Genomic DNA, 6,785 nt, shown 5'->3' on the forward strand with positions numbered 1-6,785 from the left:
ATAGTGGTCTATTTTTTGCTATACCTTTATTTATAGCTTTAACTTCAGCAAGTACAGCAAGTGTAATTTTATATTCCTTATCTTGTTTAATTCTTCTTACAATTGCAATTGCAAAGGGATGGTTTAATGTCAATAAATTAAAAGCCTTGCTACTTGTATATATTCCAACTACAATTCTATCGTCTACAGTATTTTTAGTAGCGGTAGTTAATAATTCTTATAGAATGAAGATGTTTCTAAATATTATAGACCCAGCGAGTGATAAAATGGGATCTGGCTGGATTGTTACAAATATAAGAGAAATATTAGCTAGTTCTAAACTGATTGGACAAAATAAGGCAATAGAAGCCTCTTTAATTTTACCGGAAATTAATACTAATTATATACTAACATTTTTAATCCATAGATTGGGTTGGTTAGCTTTTCTTGTAGTGGTTGGAGTAGTAACAACATTTATCGTTCGTAGCTTTATTCTGTCATCTAAACAAAAAAGTATGCTGGGAACATTAATTTCTACCTCTGTTTTAATTACCTTTACAATGCAAGTAGTTTTTTATATTATAAGTAACCTGGGTATTGTACTCATAGCACCATTGGCACTACCATTTATTGCATATAGTGGAAGCTCCATAGTTATAAATATGATCTTAATAGGTATAATGCTTTCTGTTTTTAAATCTGGTGATCTAGTAAAGGATAATTTATTAGAAAGACAAGGAAGAAGAGATAAATTCTTTGAAGTAGTAGATGGCAAGATTATAATAGATTTAAATTTGAAATAAAGAATAGTGTTTTAAAGGGTTTATGTTCAAGTTTCGTAGAATACATAGATTTTTTAGATACCTCAATATATTAATATATTGAGGTATCTAAATTACTAAAGTCTAATAGGAGGAAACTAAGGTGAGAATACAAGACGCAATTAGAATCATACAAGACAACTTTTATATAGCTTTTATACTAGTGGCTATATTAGCAGTAATTTTAGGAATCATATACTTTATAATATATAAAAAGGCTTTAAATGGTGAGAAAAATTTAAGCAAAGGTAGAGTTTTTATTTGGTTTTGCTTCATTGGATACATAATTATGGTTATAGGAGTTACCTTTATAGGTAGGGGAGCTAGGTTGTATGGTGATTCAAATTTGCATTTCTTAAGTACTTATAGGGGAGCCTGGAATTCTTTTAATTCTATAGATTGGTTACAGATTATTTTAAACATCATTATGCTTGTACCCTTTGGAATATTACTCCCACTTATAAATAAAAGATTTTATAAATTTAAGTGGACATTTGGAGCGGCCTCTTTATTAACATTAACAATTGAGACAATGCAGCTTTTAACTGGATACGGAGTATTTGATTTAGATGATATATTTAATAATATGGTTGGAGCACTTATTGGCCATGGGATAGTTATGGCTATTATTTCCTTTGTAGAAGCTAAAAAAAATAGAACTAAAAGCTTTAAAAGATCAGCAATATATCTTATTCCACTGATAATGGTTATAATTTTATCTATATCAATAGTTGGAGCATACAATGCAAAAGAATTTGGCAATCTTTTTATAGCTTATAATTACAAGCTTGATATGAAATATATAGATTTGAGTTTAAATACTGAAATAAGTAATGATAATAAAGAAATATATTTAAATGATAATAACAAATATAGTATAGAAGAAGCTCCAATATATAAAGCCGAAACTTATAATATAAATACTGGTGAAGACTTCTTTAGAAGTTTTTTAAAAGAAAAGAATATCGAAGAAGACTTACGAGTAGATTCTTATGGAGATATGGCAATATATAGATCTGATGGAAATCCTGGATATCATATGTGGTTTTATTTTAATGATGGAAGCTATGATTATACAGACTTTTCAAGTTTTGATGAGGGCATAGCAAGAATAGATACAGATAAAGAAACTGTCTTAGAGAGATTAGCAGAATTTGATATATCTGTACCTAAGTCTGCTGTATTTAGTAAACCGGGTGATTCACATGAGCTTGGAACATTTCAATGGACTATAGAAAACTATGTAGAAGGTGACTATCTAACAAATGGGGTCTTATCAGTTCAATATTACAATGATGATAGTTTAAAATCTATAGCTAACAATATAGTAAAATATAAGAAGTTAAAGAATGTAAGAATTAAAAGTAAGGAAGAGATATATAATGATATAGAAGAAGGAAAGTTCAAATTTCACTATAATTCTGAAAAAATAGAAAAACTAGATATAGAAGATATGAAACTTGGTTATTTACTAGATACAAAGGGATATTACCAACCCATATATTCAGTGGATGTAAAATTAAATGGAAAAGAAGATCTACTACTTATGCCTGCCTTATAAGCCTATATTATTTTAAAGGAGATAAATTATGACAATAATATGCTATTGTTCAAATGTAAGTGAGGAAGAAATAATTGATGCTATCAATAATGGAGCTAGAAATCTTCCAGATATAAAAAGAATGACTGGAGCTTGTACTATAGGTAATTGTAAAGAATTTCATCCTAAGGGAACCTGATGTGCTAAAGATATTCTAAAGTTATTAGAAAAATATAAGAAGAAAATAAATTAAAAGTGACCTTTTTAAAGACTATTAATTTCAAATAAAAATGGGTACTAATAAGTTAAGAACAATAGATTATGAGAGAAAAAGGATGATTAAATGACAAAGGAAAAAGAGTTTGCAAAAGATTTAATTGAGTTTATTGATAAAAGTCCAAGTGCATTTCATGCAGTTGAAAATGTAGAGGAAACACTTGTTAAAGATGGATTTAAAAAAATTAATCTACAAGATAAATGGACTTTAGAAAAAGAAGGAAAATATTATACTAGTAAAAACAATTCAGCAATAATAGCTTTTAAAATAGGCAAAGGTGAAATAAAAGAGGATGGATTTAAACTAGTAGGAGCCCATACAGATGCACCAACCTTTAAAATAAAGCCTAGTCCGGAGATGACAGTAGAAAATAAATATTTAAAACTAAATACAGAAGTTTATGGTGGACCTATACTAAACACTTGGTTTGATAGGCCCCTATCTATTGCCGGAAGAGTAAGTGTAAAAACTGAAAACCCTCTTAAACCCAAAGAGTTATTAATTGATATAGAAAAACCTGTCTTAATAATACCAAACTTAGCAATACACATGAATAGAGAAGTAAATAAAGGTGTGGAAATAAATGCTCAAACTCATACACTGCCTTTATTATCCAATATAAATGACAAGTTTGAAAAAGATGACTTTTTAATAAAATTAATTTCTAAAAAACTAAATATAAAGGTAGAGTCTATTTTAGATTTTGAATTGTTTTTATATGGAGTAGAAAATGGTTCTTTGTTAGGATTAAATGAAGAATTTATTTCTGTAGGGAAATTAGATAATTTAGCTATGGTTCACGCAGGATTAAATGGAATTATTGATAGTGAAGTGGGAGATGCTACAAATGTTTTAGTTTGTTTTGACAATGAAGAAGTTGGTAGCAGAACTAAACAAGGAGCAGCAAGTCCTATGCTAAGAACAGTGCTTGAAAGAATAACACTTGCTTTAGGAGAAGGCAAAGAAGATTTTTATAGAGCTTTAGCTAATTCTTTTTTGATTTCAGCAGATCAAGCCCATGCTCTTCATCCAAATTATATAGATCAAAATGATCCAACAAATAGACCAGTAATAAATGGGGGGCCTGCTATAAAATTAGCTGCTAACCAGGCATATACAACAGATAGCTTGTCATCATCAGTTTATCAAGGAATTTGTAAGTCTATAGATATACCTATACAAAAATTTGTAAATAGGTCAGATAAAAAAGGAGGCTCTACTATAGGACCTATATCGTCAAGTCAATTAGATATTGCCTCAGTAGACATAGGAAATCCAATATTAGCAATGCACTCTATAAGGGAACTAGGTGGAGTATTAGACCATTATAATGTATATAAATCTTTTAAAGAGTTTTATAGATTATAAAATACAAATAAAAAAAGCTACTTCTAAAAATCAATAGGAAGTAGCTTTTTTATTATGAAAAATTAATATTGATAGAAATATATTTTCCTGATATATGAAAGCTTTGAAATTAATAAGTAAGAATAAGAAAAATCCTAAAATATTTATTTAATATGATAAAATAATTAACTTATTTAAAGCTTTTTACCAAGTGTACAATTTTTTTCATTAAAATCAAATTCTATTGTTATATGTTCCATATTTAAGTCTTGTATCTTTTTTCTAGCTTCTTCTTTTATTTTTATTAGATCATCTAAACTAGCAGACTTATCAACTACTAAATGAGTGGTTAAAACATGATATTCACTATCTAGGGACCATATATGGGTATGATGGGTGCTTATTACTTTATCTATTTTTTCAAACCTTTTTATGATCTTATTTAAATCTATATTTTCAGGAACAGCTTGTAAAAAGAGTAAAATTGTCTTTTTAAAGTTAATTATTACATTATAAAGTATATAAAAAGTTATTATTATAGAAAGTATAGGATCTAATATTGGAATATCTTTAAAGTACATTATAATTCCTACGACTAATACAGCAATCCAACCTAGTACATCTTCTAATAAGTGCCAACTAACTACTTTTTCATTTAAGGAGTGACCGCCCTTTGTTTTGAAGACCGCTAGTCCGTTTACAAGTATACCAAGCACTGCAAAGCCTATCATTCCTGTGGCGTTAGTGCTTTGAGGGTTAAAAAGCCTTGGTATTGCATTATAAAATATTATAAATGAACCGATTATAAGAACAGTAGTATTTATAAGTGCTGCTAAAAGTGAATATCTTCTATACCCATAAGTATAATTTTTATCCTCTTTTTTCTCAGAATAATACCCTAAAAACCAAGCAAGCCCTAGAGAAAGGGTATCACCTAGGTCATGTATTGCATCTGATATAATAGCTATACTGTTGATCGTGATTCCACCTACTATTTCTACAATAGTAAATCCTAAATTTAAGAAAAAGGCTAACCTTATATTAGAATTTTCCTTATTTTGTTTTTTATCCATATTTTATTTCCTCCAAGTTGTTAAAAAATAAAAATAACATTAGTAAAAATATACCCTAAAAACGATTTTTTATTATAGATGTATATTATTGTTGAAAATAAAAATATTACTAAATTTTATAATCTATCAGAAATATAAGTTTAATATAAATAGTTATAGTATTCATACTGATATTGTGCAATAAGTTAATATAAAATTGCTATCTAAAAAAACCTTACAAAAACTTTTAAAAGTTTTTGTAAGGTTTTTTTAGATTTAACCAAATATATTTATAAAGGTTGTTATAACCCCTATATTAATAAAGTCTATAAATAGACTTCCTATAAGTGGTAATATAAAAAATGCTGTTGGAGATGGTGCATATGAACCAGTTACAGAATCCATAACAGCTATACCATTTGCAGTCGCTCCAAGACCAAATCCACAGTGACCAGCTGATAATACTGCTGCATCATAGTCTCTACCAAGTAGATTAAAGGTAACAAAGTTTGCAAATAAGAACATAAGTAAAACTTGGCCTAATAACATAACTATAAATGGTACTGCTAATTCAGCTAAATCCCATAATTTTAAAGTCATAAGTGCCATTGATAAAAATAGTGATAAGGAAATTCCACCAACAATATTAATTTCAGTCATTGGAGTTTCAAATATGTTAGTAAAATCAGAAATATTTCTAATTAAAGCTCCTACAAGCATAGCTCCTATGTATGCTGGAAATGTAAGTCCCGTTTTTTCCAGTAAAGCTGAAACTATAGTTCCTATCCCCATGGCTATTAGAATTTGAAAAGTTGCTGAGGAAAACCTCTGAGGTATCAATAGTGATGGTGATTTTTCTAAAGATTCAGTTTTATCGCTGGAAATATTATCAGCGGTATCATTGTTAGAATTATCATGCTTAGCATCTTTATCCTTCATTAAATTATTATTTTCTATTAATCTTTTTCCAGTTGGTCCACCTATCATACTACCAGCTATAAGTCCAAATGTTGCAGCAGCTATAGCTATACTATTTGCACCATCTATTCCAGCTCTCTCAATAAGTTTACCGATAGCACCGGCTGTTCCATGTCCACCTGTCATAGGAGTTGATCCTGTAGCTAGTCCAAGTAAGGGATCAAGATCGAATAGTTTAGCAAGTCCTACACCTACTACGTTTTGAAGTACTACAAGTGTGACTGCAAGTCCTAGAAATATAAAGAGTTTTATTCCACCTTTTTTAAGTAATCTAAAGCTTGCACTAAACCCTACTGATGTGAAAAACATTGTCATTGTAAGAGTTTGAAGTGTAGTGTCCATTTCAAAGTTCATAAGACCTGTTTGTCTAAGTATTAATGCTAATATTGCAAAAATAAGACCACCTACTACAGGTGCTGGTATACAATATTTAGATAAAAAATTTATTTTTTTAACTAGAAGTTCACCTAGTAAAAGTAGTATTACTGCCAATGAAATGGTTTGCACCATATCTAATTGTAATATCATTTTTTTGCCTCCTTAGTTTATCGATTAAAAGTATTATAATATTTAATCTACTCCATCCTACGAAAAACTACATAATATTACAAAAATAATTATAAAATATGAAAAAGATTTGATTATAAGATTCATTTGTTTGATAAATTGAACTATAATTTAGAAATAATACCTTCTATAAATTTTTTTATGTTTATTTTACCCCTATGTTTAGAATTACCGCTTATATAATTCATTTCATTTCGTACTTGTTTAAAGTCAAATAAAAGAGT

General features: G+C 28.6%; 7 protein-coding genes. 4 read left to right on the forward strand and 3 right to left on the reverse strand.

Annotated elements, in window-relative coordinates:
• From ACTHW2_RS09335 to ACTHW2_RS09350, 4 genes are all read left to right on the forward strand, one after another.
• The coding region (locus ACTHW2_RS09335) for an FtsW/RodA/SpoVE family cell cycle protein (RefSeq protein WP_442263667.1) at positions 1 to 782 on the forward strand (782 nt) is incomplete at its 5' end.
• 121 nt (positions 783 to 903) lie between these two features.
• Positions 904 to 2,361, forward strand: coding sequence for a VanZ family protein (locus ACTHW2_RS09340; protein WP_442263668.1), 1,458 nt, complete (start codon positions 904 to 906; stop codon positions 2,359 to 2,361).
• 28 nt (positions 2,362 to 2,389) lie between these two features.
• Positions 2,390 to 2,539 (forward strand): (2Fe-2S)-binding protein, encoded by a 150-nt coding sequence (locus ACTHW2_RS09345; RefSeq protein ID WP_442263669.1) that lies wholly within the window; start codon positions 2,390 to 2,392, stop codon positions 2,537 to 2,539.
• A 144-nt stretch (positions 2,540 to 2,683) separates the two neighbouring features.
• Positions 2,684 to 3,985: a M18 family aminopeptidase gene (locus ACTHW2_RS09350; RefSeq protein WP_442263670.1), complete on the forward strand. Its 1,302-nt coding sequence runs from the start codon at positions 2,684 to 2,686 to the stop codon at positions 3,983 to 3,985.
• A 173-nt stretch (positions 3,986 to 4,158) separates the two neighbouring features.
• Here the strand turns inward: ACTHW2_RS09350 and ACTHW2_RS09355 are convergent, their stop codons facing one another.
• From ACTHW2_RS09355 to ACTHW2_RS09365, 3 genes are all read right to left on the reverse strand, one after another.
• Positions 4,159 to 5,037, reverse strand: a complete 879-nt coding sequence (locus ACTHW2_RS09355; protein WP_442263671.1) for a cation diffusion facilitator family transporter — start codon at positions 5,035 to 5,037, stop codon at positions 4,159 to 4,161.
• A 255-nt stretch (positions 5,038 to 5,292) separates the two neighbouring features.
• Positions 5,293 to 6,522, reverse strand: coding sequence for a sodium/glutamate symporter (gene gltS, locus ACTHW2_RS09360; RefSeq protein ID WP_442263672.1), 1,230 nt, complete (start codon positions 6,520 to 6,522; stop codon positions 5,293 to 5,295).
• 143 nt (positions 6,523 to 6,665) lie between these two features.
• Positions 6,666 to 6,785, reverse strand: a 120-nt coding sequence (locus tag ACTHW2_RS09365) for a DNA-binding domain-containing protein (RefSeq protein WP_442263673.1), incomplete at its 5' end; no start/stop codon positions are given.

Origin of the sequence: Tissierella sp. (assembly GCF_052089545.1) — a bacterium.
Classification (GTDB): Bacteria; Bacillota; Clostridia; order Tissierellales; family Tissierellaceae; genus Tissierella_A.

Excerpts from the sequence above, each read along its gene's own strand:
- ACTHW2_RS09345 (WP_442263669.1), top strand. The coding sequence starts at position 2,390 with ATGACAATAATATGCTATTGTTCAAATGTAAGTGAGGAAGAAATAATT.
- ACTHW2_RS09355 (WP_442263671.1), bottom strand. The coding sequence starts at position 5,037 with ATGGATAAAAAACAAAATAAGGAAAATTCTAATATAAGGTTAGCCTTT.
- gltS (WP_442263672.1), bottom strand. The coding sequence starts at position 6,522 with ATGATATTACAATTAGATATGGTGCAAACCATTTCATTGGCAGTAATA.
- ACTHW2_RS09350 (WP_442263670.1), top strand. The coding sequence starts at position 2,684 with ATGACAAAGGAAAAAGAGTTTGCAAAAGATTTAATTGAGTTTATTGAT.